This is a genomic window from Actinoplanes oryzae, from assembly GCF_030757795.1.
Taxonomy (GTDB): domain Bacteria; phylum Actinomycetota; class Actinomycetes; order Mycobacteriales; family Micromonosporaceae; genus Actinoplanes.
Genome location: NZ_JAUQWH010000007.1, coordinates 20,243 through 37,553 on the forward strand (window position 1 = coordinate 20,243; position 17,311 = coordinate 37,553).

Below are 17,311 nucleotides of genomic sequence, written 5' to 3' on the forward strand. Positions count from 1 at the left end.
AACGACTGGACAGCGAGCAGAGCGTACGAGCGGACCGGGAGCAGGCGGCAAGACATCCGTTAGGGGACGTCCCCGTGCCCTCGACCTCGTTCGAACAGCGGAACCCCGGCGTACGTCGTGTGGACCGTGTACGAGATTGCTGTGGTGGCGAAGTTGCCGATCTGGCGGGCCGGGCTGGAAAAGCTGGCCGGGGACGACCCGGAGGCGACGGTCCGTTCCGCGGTGCCCGGCATCGACGCGCTGAGCGGACGGTACGACCTGGTGCTGCTGGCGCTCGCGCGGCCGGATCCGGCCGCGGGCGAGCTGGTCGAGCGGGCGCTTCCGTACGGGCCGGTGCTCGTCAATGCGGAGTGGCCGGGGCGCGACGCCCTGCGTAAGTCGATCGTGACCGGCGTACGCGGCTGGGTGAGCCGGCACGCCGAGCAGGCAGCGGTACGCGAGGCGCTCCGGGTGACCGTGCGGGGCGGCTTCTACTTGTGCTCGCACCTGTCGGGCCGGCTGTGGGAAGAGCCGGCGGAGCAGAAGCAGGAGGCGCTGGCGCCGCGCGAGGCCGAGACTCTGCGGTGGATCGCCTCGGGCTACACCCATTCGCAGATCGCGCTGCGCATGGGGCTGTCGCAGGCGACGGTGAACACGTACGCGAAGCGGATCCGCGCGAAGTTGAACGTCGGCAACAAGGCCGACCTGACCCGCCGTGCGATCGAGCTGGGCCACCTGCGCGACAGCGCGCACACCCGATGACCGGCCGGGGGTGTCACCTTATCGGCGGCACCCCCGGCGAAGGCCTCAGAACAACGTCCGGCCCACGGTGACGAGGTGGCCGAGCACGCCGAAGACACCGATCGTCAGCGGGGCGATCACGAGCGCGGACGCCGCGCCGACGACCTCCGAACGACTGCGGCGCACCGGCGGCTTCGGCCCGGAGCCGGTGTGCCTTGTCCGCGGCGGGACCAGCACGCTCAGCCCGATACCGGCCAGCACGACGATGAGGCCGCTGCCCACCAGGAGCAACGACCCGGTGGCCGGGGCCAGGGTGTCGGTCACCGCGGCGAGCAGGCTGAAGAAGGTGAGGGCGGTGGTCACGCCGAGGATCCACATCTCGGCCGTGAACGCGGCGATCCGGCTGCGGGTGAACAGCACCAGGCAGCAGACCCAGGCGAGGACGATGGCGAAGGCGCGGCCGGAGAACGCCAGCACGGGCACGGCCACGGCGAGCGCGACGACCGGGCCGGCCATGACCACCGCAGTGATCTGGGCCGAGCGGTCGACCAGGCCGGTGGTGGCCTCGGCGAAGGGCTGACGGCCGCGGGGCAGCTTCTGGCCCCATACGGTGACGGTGGCGGCCAACCGGCGGGCGATCGCCAGCATGCCGATGGCGACCGCCGCCACGACGGCACTCGATTCGACCGCGTCGGATTCCAGCCCGGCGGTCAGCGCGACCAGACCGCCGCCCACGGCCAGCCAGAGCTCGACCGCGACGATGAGGACGTCGCCCAGCGTGGCGATGGCCATGACCGCCGCGATGTTGGCGCCGACGGCGGCGCCGGCCCAGGCCGAGCCGGCGAGCCCCTCGGCGATCAGCGCGCCGGCCCCGGCCAGCACCGGCACGGCGGCCAGCGCTATCAGCTGGATCAGCAGCGGCGGGGTGGCGGATTCCTTCTGCCGTACGCCCCACGCCGCGCCGAGCAGGGCGAGGCCGCCGGCCGTGAGCCCGACCGCGCTGCCGGTGTCGGCGTCGTAGCGCCACCCGGCCAGCACCGCGGTGGCCACCAGCAGCAGCAGGCCGACGCCGATGACGACCGGCCCCGGGTGCACCGAGCGCAGCCGCAGCTCCTCGGTCTCCTCCGCGACGATCTCGTCGATGTCCATGACGATCGGGGAGTCGACCGCGCCGCCCGCCAGGTCGTACAGATAAAGCACCTCGCCGTCGACGACGCCGGCCTGCAGCAGGCTGGTGTCGAGCCCCAGCGGTCCGGTGTCCGGGCGCGACAGCGTCCACACCGGCGGCAGCTGATCGTTGGTGTCCTGGCCGCACAGCTCGGCGAGGCGGGCGGTGAACTCGCCGAGCGGGCTCAGCGACGGGAGCGCGATGTCGGCACTGCGGTAGGTGCCGACCACGGTGACGCGGGTCTGTTCGTGGGCCATGAGTGGTCTACCCCTGCGTGTTCTCGGTGAGCGCGATCTGGATGAGCTGGCCGGGCCGGCCCCGCCGGACGAGCGTGCCGCGGCCGGGTGGTCGCTGCGCCGCTCGTTCGTCGCCGAGGACCACGCCCTCCTTGGGATCGCCGGACAGGATGACACCGCCGCAGCCCATGTCCCGGATGCGGGCGGTCAGCGTGTCCGACATGCCGCTGCGGATCAGTCCGGCGACGCGGCGGGCAAGGACCAGGTGCAGCCCCACCTCGCGCGCCTGCGGGATGAACGGCAGCAGTGGCGACAGCACGTTCTGCGGGCCGGTGATCAGGTCGTAGTCGTCGACCACGACGTAGATCTCGGTGCCTTCCCACCAGTCGCGGGCCTTCAGCTGGGCGGGGCTGATGCCGGGCGGGGGCACACGTTCCTTGAGCTTCTCCACCACCTGCTGGACGTACACCTGGGCGCTCTCGGCGTCGCCCGCGTACGCCCCGAGGTGCTCCCCCGGCACGGCTTCCATGAGCGTGTGCCGATAGTCGACCAGCACGACCCGCATGTCGTAGGGCGAGACCCGTTCGGTGAGCCCGGCGAGCCAGGTCCGCAGCAGCGTGCTCTTGCCGGAGCCGGCGTCGCCGTACACCAGGAAGTGGGGGTCGCCGCCGACCAGGTCGAGCCCGACCGTGGACAGGTCGTGCTCGGCGAGGCCGATCGGCACCTCCGCGCCGTCCAGCGGCGGCAACTCACCGGCGAGCACGCGCGACGGCAACAGCCGGACCGGTGGGGCCGCCGGTCCGTTCCAGTGCTCGGAGATCTTGTCGAGGGTCTGTTCCTGGGCTTCCCGCAGCTGATCGGCGGAATCGACGCCGTCCAGGCGGGGCAGCACCAGGTGGAAGAACACGCCGGGCGCGGCCACGCCACGACCGGACATCGTGGCCGGGATCCGCGCGGCGAGCCGGCGGTTGACGTCGGACTCGGTGGGGTCGTTGAGCCGCAGCTCGATGCGCGTGCCGATGCTGTCGCGCAGCGCCGGCCGGATGTCGTTCCAGCGTCCGGAGGTCAGCACCAGGTGCACCCCGGCGCCCAGCCCCCGGGCGGCGAACTCGGTGACGTACGCCTCCGCCGCTTCGAACTCGGCGCGTACGGCACCCCAGTTGTCGATCAGCAGGAAGATGTCGGCCGAGCGCAGCCCGTCCGGCAGCAGGCCGGCCTGGCGGCGTTCACGCAGCTCGGCTATCGACTCGATGCCCAGCTCGCGCATCTGCCGCTCACGCTGCACGATCAGGGTCCGGATCTCCGCGAACATGCGGTTGACCAGCTCGGGCTCGTTGCGTCCGGCCACGCTGCCGACGTGCGGCGCGACGGCGTACGGGTGCAGCGTCCCCCCGCCGAAGTCGATGCAATAGAACTGCATCTCGTCGGGCGTGTGGGTGAGCATCCCGGACATCAGCACGGTGCGCAGGAACGTGCTGCGCCCGGTGCGCGGGGCGCCGACCGCGGCGAGGTGACCGTGCACCCCGCCGAAGTCCATCACCAGCGTCTCCTGGTCCTGCTTGAGCGGCAGGTCGATGAGGCCGATGGGCACGCTCAGCCGGCCCGAGAGCGGCCACACGCGAGCGGCGTATCCGCGGCCCGCCTTCGGCGCCGGTCGGCCGATCAGGTGGTCGAGGGCGAGGGCGGCCGGAAGCGGCGGCAGCCAGACCTGGTGCGCCGGGCTGGCGATCGAGGTCATCCGTTCGGCGAGGATCTGCAGCTCGGTCGGGCCGGGACGCGCGGCGAGCCGGGCGAGCTCGTCGTCCTCGCGCTCGACGACGACCGCGTCGGACCGCAGGTCGAACGGCACGATCGAGGTGTCGCCCGCGCCCATCGCGGCGCGCCGCTCGGCCGGGCTGACGTACGGGGCGGAGACGTGCGCAACCCGGAACCGCTGGTAGATCGACTCGTCCACCTTGAGATACGCGGACCCCGGAATCGAGGGCAGCTTGTACGCGTCGGTCGTGCCGATCACCGTACGGCTCTCGGCCGCGGAGAACGTCCGCAGGCAGATGCGGTACGACAGGTGCGAGTCGAGCCCCCGCAGCTTGCCCTCCTCGAGCCGCTGGGTGGCCATGAGCAGATGCATGCCCAGCGACCGCCCGACCCGGCCGATCTGAACGAAGAGCTCGGCGAACTCGGGGCGCCCGGACAGCAGCTCGCCGAACTCGTCGACGATGATCAGCAGCGTCGGCAGCGGTTCGAGGGGATCGCCACCGGGCCCGGTGGCGCCCGCGGCCCGGCGGATCTGATAGTCACGCACCGTGTCGAAGTTGCCGGCGTCGCGCAGGATGCGCTGCCGGCGTTGCTGCTCGCCCATCAGGGCGGCCAGCACCCGGTCGATCATCGCGGCGTCGTCGGCCAGGTTGGTGATCAGGCCGGAGACGTGCGGGAGCTCCCGCAGCGGCGCGAACGCCGCACCGCCCTTGAAGTCGATCAGGACGAACGACAGCAGCTCCGGCGAGTGGGTGAGCGCCAGGCCGGTCACGAGCGTGCGCAGCAGCTCCGACTTGCCGGAGCCGGTCGCGCCCACGATGAGCCCGTGCGGCCCGGATCCGCCCTGACCGGACTCCTTGATGTCGAGGATCACCGTCTGGCCGTCGCCGTCGGTGCCGATCGGGGCGCGCAGCATCCGCGGGTCGCCCGCCCGGACCCACCGGCTGGTGACGTCCGCGCGGCCGGGATCGCTGCCCAGGACCATCTCGCTCAGCGAGCGCGTACGTGCCAGCACCTGCTCCCTCTCGTCGCTGAGCCGCAGCGGGGCGAGGTTGCGGGCGATGAGCTCGGCGAGCTGCGGGGTGAGCTCGTCCGGCCGGCACCGGTGCGCGGGCGTGACGACCGTGTCCGGGTGGCCCTCGGTGACGAGGTGTCCCTCCTGGTCGAAGCGGATCCGCAGGTCCACGCGGCTCGGCTCGTCCCGGTCCTTCTCGCCCAGGAAGATCAGGGTGATCCCGAGCTGCCGTCCGGCCGCCTGCAGCAGCGCGGCCATGAGGTCCGACCGGCCCCACTCGGAGAACGGCGCGAACCCGGTGAAGACCACGATCAGCCGGCGCTGGGGCGCGTCGGCGGACCGCTCGCTGCTGAGCATGTTGCGCCGGTTCGACGCCTCGTCCCGCCGCCTGGTCAGCTCCGCGGTGAGGAAGGCACCGAGCACCTCGGGGTGCTCGGCGACCAGGGACACCGAGCCGCTCTCCCCCTTGGCGTCGGGCTCGAAGGTGTGCGGGAGCCACTTGGTCCACTCCCATTGCTCGGCGCCCGAGGTCTCGATGGCGATGGTCACGTCGTCGGGTGCGTGCAGCACGGCGATCTGGGTGAGCATCGCGCGGGCGACCGCCTCGGTCCGCGCCGGGTCGCCGACCACGCTGAGCACGCCGGCCCGGCCCAGGTCGACGACCATCGGCTGGTCCTCGACGTGACCCATCCGGTCGATGAGCCGGTGCGCGCTCTGCAGCGAGTCCCAGTCCCAGTCGCCGAGCGGGTCGAGGTTGGGGTCCAGCCCCAGCGGTGTGGTCAGCCGGACGGCACCGTGGCCGACGCGTACCTGGAGAAAGTCGCCGTCGCCCGGTCGCCGTTCCCAGACCCGGTTGCGGTTGGTGCTGATCGACCAGAGCCGCAACGGATCCGGGTCGGCGAGCGTGGCCACCGCTCGCTGGGCGGTGCTGACCTCTCGCGCCTGGTCGCGGGCGAGCGCGAGGTGGCGGCGGTACCGGGCGCGGGCCTTGCGGGCCTGTTTGCTGTTCTCGCTGCGCTGCGACAGCCGCAGGCCGATGACCGCGCCGGTGGAGGTGACGAAGAACAGCACCCCGATGATGATCAGCGCGGGTTTGCCGAAGGTGACCATGTACGCGGCGATGCCCACGCTGGACAGCAGCGGCAGCACCAGGCTCCAGGCGTTGTTGCCCGGAGCCTCCTTGGGCGGCTCGGGCGGGTTGGGCAGCGTGACCGGTTGAGCGGGCAGCTGCGGCAGCAGCATGCGCGCGGGCCGGTGGAACGCCAAGCGGGTCATCGGGCTTCTCCGCCTCTCAGGTCGAAGGCGACGCCGGTGACGTCGGCGGCCTCCAGGGTGCTCAACTGCTCGTCGCTCGGGTCGTCGAGCTCGGCGATGCGGCCCGCGTGGTTCTCGGTCATCTCCTGGAAGACCTTGCGGGCGAAGCGGCCGTTGCCGAAGCCCTCTCCCCGGTCGACCGACTCGAAGTACTGGACCAGCCGGGTACGGGCCTCGCCGGACAGCTGGTAGTCGTGGTCCTCGGCCTGCTTGTCGACGATCCGCACCAGCTCGCTGCCGGTGTAGTCGTCGAACGTCAGGGTGCGGGAGAACCGCGACGACAGCCCCGGGTTGGCGCCGATGAAGCGGGTCATCTGGTCGGGGTAGCCGGCCACGATGACCACGACCTCCTCGCGGTGGTCCTCCATCAGCTTCACCAGCGTCGAGATCGCCTCGTTGCCGAAGTCGTTGCTCTGTCCCTCGGGCACCAGGGCGTACGCCTCGTCGATGAACAGCACACCGCCGAGCGCGCGCTGGAAAGCGGCCTGGGTCTTGGGGGCGGTGTGCCCGACGTACTCGCCGACCAGCATGCCGCGGTCGACCTCGACGAGATGGCCGCTGGTGAGCATCCCGAGCGCGGCCAGCAGCTGGCCGTAGAGGCGGGCGACGGTGGTCTTCCCGGTGCCGGGGTTGCCGGCGAAGACCAGGTGACGCGACATCGGGGGCGGTGCCAGCCCGGCGTCCCGGCGGCGCTTCACCAGGTGCATGAGCTTGACCATCTGGCCCACGTCGCGTTTGACACCGACCAGCCCGATCAGTTCGTGCAGCTGGTCGAGCAGCGGCTGCAAGGTGTCCTGCTGCTGCTGCTCCTCGGCGTTGTCGTCCTTGGTCGCGGCGCGGACGGGGGCGGGGGCGGCCTCGGCGGTGGCGGGCCATGCCGCTGTCCCCACCCGTTCGCTGCGGCACTGCTCAAAGACCGGCTCGGCCCCCTCGGCCAGGCTGACATCCTCGTCGGCGTCCAGCACGGCGCAGCGGCGCAGCACAGGATCCGCCCCGGCGCCGACGTAGAGCGCCGGGTAGCCGGTGCGGGAAATGGTGGTGTCCTCGGCCGTGCCGTGCGCTCCCGGTCCGAAGTAGAGACCGTTCTTCTTGACGCCCGCGATGGTCACTCGCCGCAGCGCCGGGCGGGCGCCGGTCCACACCGCGACACCGCTGCCGCCGATCGTCTCGATCGTGCAGTCCTCGAGCACCGGCTCGGCGTCGACGTCGACGAAGACGCCCGCCGCCGCGCACTCCCGCACGGTGGTGCCCACCAGCATGGGCGCCGAGCCGGGAGCGATCTCCACACCGCTGCCGGCGATGTCCCGTACGGTGCATCCCGCCAGCAGCGGACGGTGGGCGGTGTCGACGTGCACGCCGGTGCGGCAATGGGCGACGGTCACGTCGCGCAGCACGGCGTCGGCCGTCTCGTCGATCTGCACGCCGGCGAGCGCCGCACGATCGACGCCGGTCCCACTCGCGTAGAGCACGGAGTGCCCGGCGGCGCGGATGCCGAACTCGGCGCTGCCGGCCACGCTGACGCGCAGCAAAGTGACGGCCGCGGTCCCGGTCAGGTGGATCGCGGTGAAGCCGGTCCCGCGGACCTCCACATCGCTCAGCTGCAGGCGACTGTCGCCGACCGCGTAGACACCGTTGGCCTCCGAATCGGTCAGCGACCCGCCACGCCAGCGCACCTGGCTGTTGTCCCGCACCGCCACGCCGGTCTGGGCGCCGGCGGTCACCCGCACCGAGCTGACCGCCACCCGGCTGTCGTGCGCGGCCAGCACGCCGGCGCTGCCCGCCCGGTCGACAACGCTGTCGTCGAACACCGTCATCGACTCACCGCCGGTCACCACGCCCGCGGCGCCGGTCCGGCGGATCTCGCATCGCCGCAGCACCACTCCCCCGGTGTCACCCGGCTCGGCGGGCGTCAGGTCGTCGGGGCGGCCCGGGCGCAACGCGGGCCACCACTCGGCTCCGAGCCCGGCGCTGCCCAGGACACGGACACCGTCGCCGCCGATGTCGTGCAGGTGGCTGTCCAGCAGGCGCAGGCTGGCGTCACCGCGGACCTCCACGCCCGCATCCGTGGCCGACCCGATGTCACAATGATCGATCACGGCGGAGGCCGCGTCCTCGACGCGGACACCCACGCCACCGACGTCGGTGAGCACTGCACCCGACAGGGCCAGCCGGGCGGAGCCGGAGGCCGCCACCGCGACTCCAGCGACCTTCGCGACCCGCAGGCCACCCGCCTCCACCCGCGCCCCGTCGGCCACGCTGAGCGCGCACGGCCCGCCGTCCTCGACCGTGCAGCCGGTCAGCGTGGCCTCGGACTGGCCCCCGACGTGCACGAAACCGGCGCTCACCCGGCTGTCCCGAAGGTCGAGGCGGCCGGCCGAGACCACCACCGCGGCGGCGCCGGCCCCACTTCCGCGTACGGTGATGCCGCGCATCGTCACCGTGCCGCCGCGGACCTGGACCGCGGGGCCGTCCGGCGCGACCAGCTCGACCACGCCGGACTCGTCCTCGGCGACGATCGTCACCGGATGCTCCAGGACCAGACTCTCCCGGTACGTGCCCGGTGACACCGCGACGACAGTGTCCGGCTTGGCCGCGCGCACCGCCGCGCCGATCGTCTTGTGCCGGCTCCACGCCCGGGTGGAGACCCGCTCGACCCGGCCGGTCAGGGCGGCCCGGGCGGCCGTCCCCCGCCGGGCGGGCAGCTCAGGAAGCACAGGTCACCCGTACCTGGCCGAACACGACCCGGGCTCGGTCGCCACCGCCGGAGGCGTCCGCGGCGTCGAGGCCCACCGCGAACTGGTTCTGCCGCACGGGATAGGTGCCCGCCCGGACCCACTTCCCGGCATGGGCGCCCTGGTCCACGGTGAAGCTCGCGTACGCCGTACCGGAGGCGCCCGCCATCACCTGGTACTTCGCCTTGCTGACCAATGTGGAGCCGGTCTTGGGCACGTACACGCTGAGGTCGCAGGTCCGGATCGCCTCGCCCGGCGTGAACCACCAGGTCGCCGCCTGTCCGCGCTGCTCGTCCGAGGGGGGCAGCGTCACCGCGGTGCCGTGACAGCCGTCCTGCCACCACCCGCCGGTGCCCGCCGTGCGCCAGTCGCCGGTGCGGCCGCGGGCGTCGAAGCCGCGATCCCCGGCGGCCTGGCAGTCCCAGCCGGCCACCGCCTGGAACCGGCCGGTCGGACGGACGCTCGGCGCCACCGTCGTGCCCTTGGCGGCCGCCTTCTGCTGCGGGGTCATGGGCCGCAGGAGGTTCCAGAACACCCCGACGACGACCGCACCGACGGCCACCGCGGCAGTCACGGTGATCAGGGTGGGCAGGCGTACGGTCGTGCGCTCGCTCGCCGGGCGTTCGGCAGCGTGTTCCACGAACGCCCGGACGAATTCGCGCCGCTGGCCGACCTCGGCCGACGCCCGGTGCTCGGGCGCCGGTGGGGCCGCCATCGCCGACCGGCGCACCGGTTCGCCGGCCGCGGGCTCGGTGCTCACAGGTTCAGTCATCAGGCTCTTCCGCGGTTCGGCTCCGGCAGTCGTGACCTATTAAGACGGCTCCTGGTCCAGGGGTGTTCACGACGGCCGCAAATTCAGCAATCGAGAAGCACCTTGGCGAAGCGGAGCACGGCCGGGCGTCTGTCATCGCCAATCGGGACGAGCATCAACAGTCCGCTCAGCAGCTCGGTCCTGGTCTCCGTCAGCAACCCCCGCGCCGCCTGCCGCATCTGGCCCTCGACGACGAAGGCGCCCCCGAGCGCGGTGCCGGCGAGCTGCAGAATCTCGGCCAGCGCCGCGTCGGAGCGGGCCGGGGTGGCCAGCCCGAGGTGCAGATCGGGCAGAACGTCCCGGATCGCGTCTCCGGTGCGGTACAGGCGGATCAGCCCCTGGTCGCGAAGCGCCGGGTCGGGCTCGGCGAGGAACGCCTCGGCCTCGGCGCCGTGGCCGGCCGACCGGAGGGCGTCCACGGCGATGCTCGCCGGCCCAGGTTCGGCCGCGCCGGTGCGCACCCCGGACAGCCCGCCGAGAGTGGTGTCCAGGTCAACGACGGGCACGGCCTCGGGAGTCAGTTCGGGCAGCGGGCTGAGCCACTCCACCGCCGGCTCCCCGAGCTCCACCGGCAGGTGCCCGATCAGAGACAGGCCGGCCCGGACGACCGGCTCCGGGACCTCGACCCCCGGCACGCCGACCACGATGGCGGCGTCACCGGCCACGGCACCTGAACGGACATCGGCGGCGAGGCCGGGCTCGACCAGCGAGGCGGGCCGGGCCCACAGGCCCCAGGGCAGGTCCTCCAGGACCCAGTCGCCGGGCAACTCGAACAGCTCCGAGTCGCCGCGGCGCCGCAGACCGTACGGTCCCTCCGGCTCCTCGGTGCCCGGCCGGACGAGCCAGTGCTCGGCCCAGCGCCGCAGGGTCGGCGTGCCGTCCGCGGTGACCGGCAGCGCCGGCTCGGTGCCGGCGGGCGGTTCGGCGAAAGCCACCGTGACGCCGTAGCGGCTGACCAGCGTCCGGAGCACCGGCTCGGGCGTCATCGGGGCGTGCACGACGACCCGGGAGCGCTGCGCCGGGTCACCGAGCCGATTCGTGAGCTCGGTCAGGAAGGGTATGAGATCCGTGCCGGGCGCGACGATGACGCGCTGGTGACCCGGGATGGGCCGGAAGAAAGCGGCGATCTCGGTCATCAGCCGGTTGGGCGGGACTCCCGGCCGCTGCAGCAGCACGCTCGAACCGGCCGTGGTGTAGCCGCCGGGCAGCGTCGCCGCCACGTCCAGCAGCACCCGGCGCAGGGCGTCCGGGCTGAGCACATCGTGGTGGGGCGCCGTGATCTCCACCCGGCCCGCGAGCTCCCGCAGGCCGGCCGCGACCGCCGCCGCCTTGGCGACACCGGCGCCGCCACGGAAGAGCCGGTCGTGACGGGTCAGCCAGTCGTTCGCGAAGGCGACCGACAACCCCGCGGTCACCGCGCCCGGCAGCGCCTCCGCCGGCGCCAGCAGGCCCTCGAAGGCGTGGCCGGCGCGCTCCAGCTCGGCGCTCGCCCGTTCCTGGTGCGACAGCCGGAGAGGCACCGAGGCGGCCAGGCCGGACAGGCGCTCGTCCAGTTCCGCCGTGGCCGCCGCGAGCGCGGTCGCGGTGTTGTCGCCACGCTCCGCACGCTTGCGGGCCGCGGTGTCCGCCTCGCGCACGACCGCCGCGATCTCGGCGGCGACGCGATCACGGACGTCGGCGGGCACCTCACGGCCGTCGGGGCGCAGGGCCGCCGACACCGCATCGCGTACGCCGTCCAGGATCGGTTGCGCCTTTTCCTCGTACGCGGCCGGGGGCGCCGCCAGTCGACCGGCGTCCACGGTGGCCGGGACGGGGGGCTCGGCCCGGGTGGCGTACTCACGCAGCTTGTCGTGGTTGAAGTAACGCCCGAGGCTGCGCTCGATCGTGCCCGCCAGACTGTCCCAGTGCGCGGCCTGGCTCTTGGCGAACGGGTCGAGTTGCTCCCGCACCGAGGCCCGCAGCTTCGCGGTGGCGTCGGCGAGGAACTCCTCCCGGGCCTTGGCGTAGACCGTCTCGGGCACGTCGTCCCAGCCGTACTCCTCCGACACCGTCCGGTAGTTCTCCACCGCCGCCGCCAGCGCCGTGTCGTGCCGGTGGACCTGCAAGTGGACAAAGGCCTCCTGGCGCAGGGCGGTGCGCAGGTGGTCGTACTGGTGCCGCCACACGGTCTCGGCCCGGGTGAAGACGGAGTCGTAGCCGTGCGCCCCCGCCCTGACGGCCTCGGCGAACGTCTCCTCGAACAGGCGCCGGCCGGTGGTGACGAAGTCCGCCCGGAACGCGTCGGCCGCCGCCGGGGACAGGCCGTCGAGGGTCGCCAGGCCGGTGCGGTCGGTGAGCTCGGCGGCCTCGATGAGCGCGGTCTCGAAGGCAACGGCCAGGTCAGGACGCTGCTGCTCGACCAACAGCGCGGTCTTCAACCGCCGGGCGTAGTCGGCCTGCAGCTCGGCCTTCTCCTGCTGCCAGCGCTCATCTCGCTCGGCGTCGTCCAGCGCCGCCAGGTCGTCGACTGGGCGCACCAGCTCGTCCAGTTGCTCGCGGAACGCCTGCTGCTGCAATTCGTGCAGACCGTAGTAGTGCTCCTGACGCAGGACCAGCGTCTCGGTGGCGAACTGCTCACCGAAGGCACGCAGGGACAGCTCGGAGAGAGCCTGATCCGGGGAGTCGAGGCGGCCCGCACCGACCAGCGCGTGAAACTGCACCGCGGCACGCTGCGCCGCCGCCCAGGCCCTGTCGGCCAGCCGGAGGTCGGCACGGACGCTGTCGAGCTGTCGTTCCTGGTACGCCTCCCACACCGCGGCGCGGCCGCCGTCCTCGGCGAAGCGCTCGTCGCTGCCGCCGTGGTGGATGTCGGAGTAGTGGCGCTGCAAACCGTCGGTGAACGTGTCCCGCATCCGGTCCAGCACGGAGGCGGGCAGGTCCAAGCCATGCTCGTAGTCCACGATGCCGGCCGCCCGGGTGAAGATCTCGCCGGCCAGCTCGGCCACCGCCGGTTCCGGGATCACGCGGTCGGGGTCGCGCACCTCGGCGGCCGGCTTCGTGCCCATGCCGACCTCGCTCTGCGCGAGAAGCTCCGGCAGCCCGGCCGCGGCCGCGGCGACGTATCCCGGCCAGGCCGAGGGCAACGGCTCGGCCCGCCACGCGTCCGCGATGCGCGCGTCGTAATCGACCCGGACCGCGTCGAGGTCGAAGCGGGCGTCCGGATTCGCCGCACGGAAGTCGGCCACCGCCGTCCGGAAGCGACTGTCCGCGTCGAGTCCGGCCGCGTGCAGGTCCCGCTCGGCCGTGGCCGCCGCGGCGTGGCGCTCGGCGAGCTCCAGCTCGAACTGCTCGAGCGGCGTCGGCTCGGCTGCCGCGCGCGGCGGCGGGTCGTACCGCAGATCGGCCCGGGTGACCGGACGCGGCGAGTCGTGCTGCAGCGGCTCCCGCATGAGCATTTCCTCGCCCAGCGGTGCCGGCAAGCCCTCCTCCGCCCGGGCCGGACCGCCCGCCGGTGGCCGGGTGACGAGCTCGTCGAGCACCTTGCCGAAGGCGTCCCGGCTCGACACAGCCTGGTCGACCGCCCGGGCCGCCGGCTCGTCGCCGTCCCCGGCCGCCGGGGCGACGGGGTCCTCGGCGCGCAGTTCCGGCAGGCCGGCGAACCGCTCGTTCAGGCTCTGCACCTTACGGGCCGAGGTCAGCTCGTAACGCAAGGCTACGCGGGCCGCATCGCGCAGCGTGCCGTTGTCGCCGACGAGGTCCTGCATGCGGGTGCCGGCAGGCCGTGCGCTCTGCAGCCCGGCGTCGTCGGGCGTCGCGTCGAGCCGCCGGTACATCTCCTTGACGAGGGTCCAGCGCGCCTCGACGCGGCCGGCCTCGTCCAGGACCACCGGGCCCCAGCGGTCGTCGATGCCCTTCAGCAGGTCCTCGGTCGCGGCGGCATCCAGGCCGCCGTCCTTGGCCAGATCCCGGCCGAACGCCCGCAGCGACTCCAGTCCCGGGCTCTCCGGCACGTCGGGCAACACCGGCAGGTCCTCGTGCGGCAACCGTCCCGTCGGAACGTCCAGCCCCTCGAACAGTGCCTGCGTCTCCGCGTCCACGGAGACGTCGGGCGCCTGCGGATTCTCGGCGGGCGTCTCGGCCCTTGCTCCCACCGGCTCGGTCACAGGATCCGAGGCCGTCGGCCCCTCGGGCCGGGGCAGCGCGTTGAAGCGGTTCGTCAGCTCCAGCTCCGCCTTGAACGCGGCGGTCTCGGCCTGCCGCTCGGCGAGCGCCCGCTCGACGTCCAGCCGGATGGTGATCTCCTCGGCCGCGGCCTCGTCGCCCTGCCGGTAGGCCTGCGTCAGCCTCTCCCGGGTCGCCTCGTCGAACGCCAGTTTCAGCTCCTGGAACCGCTCGCCGACCTGCTGGACGACCCGGTCGATGAGGCTGTTGGTGGACCGCAGGTCACGCAGCTCGTCCCGGTAGACCTGCATCGCGTGCCGGCCGATCACGTTGTCGCCGAGGCTGCGGGTGGCCAGCGTGGCCGCCCGCTCCGGGTTCATCCCGGCCCGCCCGGCCACGCCCTCGTACAGGGTCAGTCTGGCCTCGTCCAGCGACAGTGTGTCGATGTACCGCGTCTCGACCTCCGCGCGGACCTGATCGATCTGCTCCGGACGCAGACCGGCATGGGCTCCGAGGTCGTCGGCCGAGGCCAGCAGGTCGTGGAGCTCGTGCGCCTGAGCCTGCTGCGCCCTCTCCGCGTCCACGGCAGCGAGGAATTCGTCCCGCTCCGGCCGGGCGGATTTTTCGAGGGTCCTGAGTTCCACGCTCGCGTCGCTCTCGCCGGCCTGCTGCTTGATCTCGGCGAGCAGGCCGTCGCGGAAGCTGTGGATGAATTCGTCCCGGGCAGCCCCTTCGGCGGCGGCGGCGTCGGAGGCCGCAACGGCATCGCGGTCATTGGCCGAGCGCAATTTGTCCAGCCGGTCGTCCAGGGCTCTCACGGCCTTGTCCGCCTCGGCCTGCCGCGTCACGTCGCGAGCCGCGACAGCCCGGTCGAGGTCGCCGCTCACGCCGGTCACCGCGGTCTCGTCGCCGGCCCGCAGCGCCTGGGTCAGCTCCGTCCGGAAGCTCTGCGTCATCGGCACGCCGGCCTTCTCGGCGTGGTCGATCCGCATGTCCACCAGGCGGTGCGTCAGCCGGTTCAGATCGGCGGACGCGCCCACCTGGGTCCGGAACTCGGCCCGCGCGGCCTGCGAGACCGCGGCGTCCGGCGAGGTGATCCGGTCGGCGAAGCCACGCGCCGCGTGAGCGTCGAGCCCGGCCCGCACGCCGATGTCCTCGACCAGGGCCCGGGTCACGGCCGACTCGGCGTCCGGACCGAGCACGCTGTCGCCGTACGCCGACAGCTTCCCCACCAGGTCGTCGAGTTCACGCCGCGGCAGACCGGCCGCACCCCCGAGGTCATCGATCAGCTGCTTCGGACGCTCCAGCCCCGTGGGCGCGGCCGGCGCCTCGTCGAGCGCGTTCAGCACCGGGTCGCTCGGTGCGTCCTTCGGCGCATCCGGCAGCTTGCCGTGGGCGCCCGGGGACGGGCTCGGAGCCGCACCGCGCGGCACCGCACCGGGTTCATGACCGGGAACGTCCGGAAGCTTCGGTCCCCGCAGCCCCTTGACCTGCTCCATCAGCGAGGGTGTGGCCGGCGTGTCGGCGAACAGGTCGTCACGCCAGCGCACACCGACGGCGTCGAGCGGCCGACCGGCGTCCGGCGCCGCCGAGCCGCTCGTCACCGCGCCGGGACGCTGGTCCGGGACTCGTACGCCGGAGATGTCAGCGGGCCCCCGCGGCGCCTCGACGCGCGGCACGTCGGGCAGCGCGGGCTGCTTGGCCGCGGAACCGCCCAGGGCCTGGAACCTGTCCTCCAACGCCCGCGCCGCCACGGCATCGACCGGCGCCTTGGACGACGCGGGCCCGCCCAGGGCCTGGAACCTGTCCTCCAGGGCCCGCGCCGCCGCGGCGTCGGCCGGCACCTTCGCCGAGGACGCCGGCAGCCCCGCCGGCGGCGCCGTGACGTGTGCGGCGGGCAGGTCGGGCAAGCCCCCGGGCCGCATCGCGGGCGGCAGGCTCACGCCATGCGGCACCGAGGCCGGCCCGTTCGTCACCGTGTGCTGCACCACGCGCCCCGCCCCCGGCCCCGGGACAGGGCCGCCGGATGCGGCGGCCGGCAGGGTCGGCGGCTGAGCGACCGGGTCGCCGTGTCCCGCAACCGGCGTACGCAGATCGAGACTGCCACGCCCGCCCACCGACGAGACCGGCGAGACGTCACCGGGAACGAAGCTGCGGCCGCCCAGGGAGGAGACCGGCGAGACCTCGCCCGGAGCCAGGTGCACCGGTGTGCCCTCGCCGCCGGTCGCGAGGCGCAGCGGTGGCGGCCCGGCGGCGCCGCGGCCGAGGTTGGCGGCCGGCAGCGCGTCGCCGTTCGACGTCACGGGCGGACGGCCGACGGCGTCGCCGCCCGGCGGAACGGTCCTGACCGCGCCGGTGGTGACCTGCCCACCCGGCGGCATGTCGCCGATGGTCCGCCCGCCGGCAGCTCCCCCGGGCGCTCCCGTCGCGGTCTGCGGGACCGGCGGCGGCGTGGTGAGGCCGTGCTCCACGGTGTGCGCGACGGTCTGCGGGTTGCCGTGCTCGGCCCCGCGACCGGCGTTGCCCAGGGCACCGGAGCCGGTGAAGATGCGCTGGTCCGCGCCGCTGGTGGTCGGCACGCTGTGGCTCGATCCGGGGGTGAACGGCACTCCGCCGGCATCGGTCGCGCTGACCGCGACCTCGTCGGGGTTGATCGTGACGACGTCGCCGCCTGTGCCCTCGGACGGCCGTGGCAGATCGACGACCGCGCTGTCGACGTCGGCGCCGGCGCCGGGACCGCCCTTCGGGGAGGGCAGGACGGCCGGCGCATCGGCGGGCCGGCCGCTGATGGTCCGCAGTGGCACGTCGTTGACGCCGCGGAAGGAGAACAGACCGCCGACCACCGCCGCGATGAGGACGCTGATCGCGATGCCGGCGTTGTACTCGGGAGTGACGCCGACGATCTGGGAGACAACGGCCGTGGTGCCAAACTCGAAGGCGACCTGGAGGGAGCCCCAGAACACGGTGCCGAGCGCAACGTCGATGACCGCGGTGACGATCCGGCCGGCGAGCTGGCTCATCGCGGTGAGCAGGCCGGCCAGCAGCCGGCCGAGCGCCGCCAGCACCGGGCCGAGAACACCGGCCAGGCCGATCGTGAGCAGTCCGAGGAGGGCCAGGACGACCTCGATGATCGACTGGGCCCGCTCCCGGTCGATCTGCTCCTGGACCTTCTCCGCGTAGTCGTCGAGGAACTGCGCGAACTCCTGCGCGGAGTCCTGCACCTGGCGCAGTTTCAGGTCGACCAGGTTGGCCGCGATGCCCGCGGACAGGCTGGCGAAGCCGATCCAGTCCACGCTGCGGTGGGCCGCCTTGATGTTGTCGCCCAGGGTTTCCAGGCGGTCGCCCTCCGCCCGCCAGTCCGCCGCGAGCTGCCGCAGCGCCGCCGGATCGGGATGACCGTTTCTCGGACCGCCCATGGTC

General features: G+C 73.3%; 6 protein-coding genes. 1 reads left to right on the plus strand and 5 read right to left on the minus strand.

The window, feature by feature from the left end:
• The first annotated feature begins 126 nt into the window (after positions 1-126).
• A complete protein-coding gene (locus RBH18_RS04265; RefSeq protein ID WP_306204567.1) occupies positions 127-741 on the plus strand; it encodes a response regulator transcription factor in 615 nt (204 codons plus the stop codon).
• Between the two features lie 45 nt (positions 742-786).
• On the opposite strand, the gene RBH18_RS04270 is transcribed toward RBH18_RS04265, so the two are convergent.
• The 5 genes from RBH18_RS04270 to RBH18_RS04290 all read right to left on the minus strand — a co-directional run bounded on the left by RBH18_RS04270 (position 787) and on the right by RBH18_RS04290 (position 17,307).
• The gene (locus RBH18_RS04270) at positions 787-2,145 is read right to left on the minus strand and encodes an EsaB/YukD family protein (protein ID WP_306204568.1); all 1,359 of its coding nucleotides are present in this window, start codon (positions 2,143-2,145) and stop codon (positions 787-789) included.
• A gap of 7 nt (positions 2,146-2,152) precedes the next feature.
• Complete coding sequence (gene eccCa / locus RBH18_RS04275; protein WP_306204569.1) at positions 2,153-6,169, minus strand: type VII secretion protein EccCa; 4,017 nt, start codon at positions 6,167-6,169, stop codon at positions 2,153-2,155.
• On the minus strand, positions 6,166-8,922 hold the full coding sequence (locus RBH18_RS04280) for a right-handed parallel beta-helix repeat-containing protein (protein WP_306204570.1): 2,757 nt from the start codon (positions 8,920-8,922) through the stop codon (positions 6,166-6,168). Before RBH18_RS04280 ends, eccCa begins: the two co-directional genes overlap by 4 nt.
• Complete coding sequence (locus RBH18_RS04285; RefSeq protein ID WP_306204571.1) at positions 8,912-9,712, minus strand: hypothetical protein; 801 nt, start codon at positions 9,710-9,712, stop codon at positions 8,912-8,914. The genes RBH18_RS04280 and RBH18_RS04285 overlap by 11 nt, the downstream gene beginning before the upstream one ends.
• Positions 9,713-9,795: 83 nt before the next feature.
• Positions 9,796-17,307 carry a hypothetical protein gene (locus RBH18_RS04290; protein ID WP_306204572.1) on the minus strand — a complete coding sequence of 2,504 codons (7,512 nt, stop codon included), beginning with the start codon at positions 17,305-17,307 and terminating at the stop codon, positions 9,796-9,798.
• Between the last annotated feature and the right edge of the window lie 4 nt (positions 17,308-17,311).

Excerpts from the sequence above, each read along its gene's own strand:
- RBH18_RS04290 (WP_306204572.1), bottom strand. The coding sequence starts at position 17,307 with ATGGGCGGTCCGAGAAACGGTCATCCCGATCCGGCGGCGCTGCGGCAG.
- eccCa (WP_306204569.1), bottom strand. The coding sequence starts at position 6,169 with ATGACCCGCTTGGCGTTCCACCGGCCCGCGCGCATGCTGCTGCCGCAG.
- RBH18_RS04285 (WP_306204571.1), bottom strand. The coding sequence starts at position 9,712 with ATGACTGAACCTGTGAGCACCGAGCCCGCGGCCGGCGAACCGGTGCGC.
- RBH18_RS04270 (WP_306204568.1), bottom strand. The coding sequence starts at position 2,145 with ATGGCCCACGAACAGACCCGCGTCACCGTGGTCGGCACCTACCGCAGT.